Origin of the sequence: Pseudomonas sp. EL_65y_Pfl1_R83 (genome assembly GCF_963970695.1) — a bacterium.
Taxonomy (GTDB): Bacteria; Pseudomonadota; Gammaproteobacteria; order Pseudomonadales; family Pseudomonadaceae; genus Aquipseudomonas; species Aquipseudomonas tritici.
In genome coordinates this window covers 1-480 of the sequence record NZ_CAXAQI010000342.1, presented here as the reverse complement: position 1 = coordinate 480, position 480 = coordinate 1, and the positions used below count along the sequence as shown (strand labels likewise).

At 62.1% G+C, this 480-nt stretch carries 1 protein-coding gene; it reads right to left on the bottom strand.

Annotated elements, in window-relative coordinates:
* Positions 1-480 (bottom strand): MucR family transcriptional regulator (locus AACY08_RS29195; protein ID WP_339472559.1); only part of this gene is annotated, 480 nt, incomplete at both ends.

Here is a 480-nt window from a genome sequence, read left to right as displayed (position 1 = left end):
AGCTTCAATTTGCGCCGCTGGGACGGGCTCGGCTCTTGTGTCGACGCTCGTGATCCGGGCTTACGCCCCAGGCCGATTCTTTTTGCCATGGCGCGCCGGGATTCGGAATAGGCCTCTGCCACCATCGGATAGTCGGGCTTCAGATTGTAGCGTTCCCGATATTGCTCGGGCGTGAGCCCGTGCCCGCTTAGATGCCGGCGCAGCATCTTGTACGGCCTGCCGTCGATCAGCGAGAGGATGTGATCCTTCGACGCCAGCGATTTGCGTACCGTCACTGCCGGCGTGAAGTGCTCGGTCACGGCTTCGCCAGCAGCTGCCGTATTTGGTCGGTCGACCAACCCCGCGACGCTGTCATACATCTGTTTGAGAAATGCCGACACGTCCTCGGCCGCGGCCGCGGCGCGGGTGTTGGGATTGCTGAGCCACGCAATCGTCAACTCGGTCGCTAGCTCGATCGCGCTCGCGGTTTCTATTTCTGGC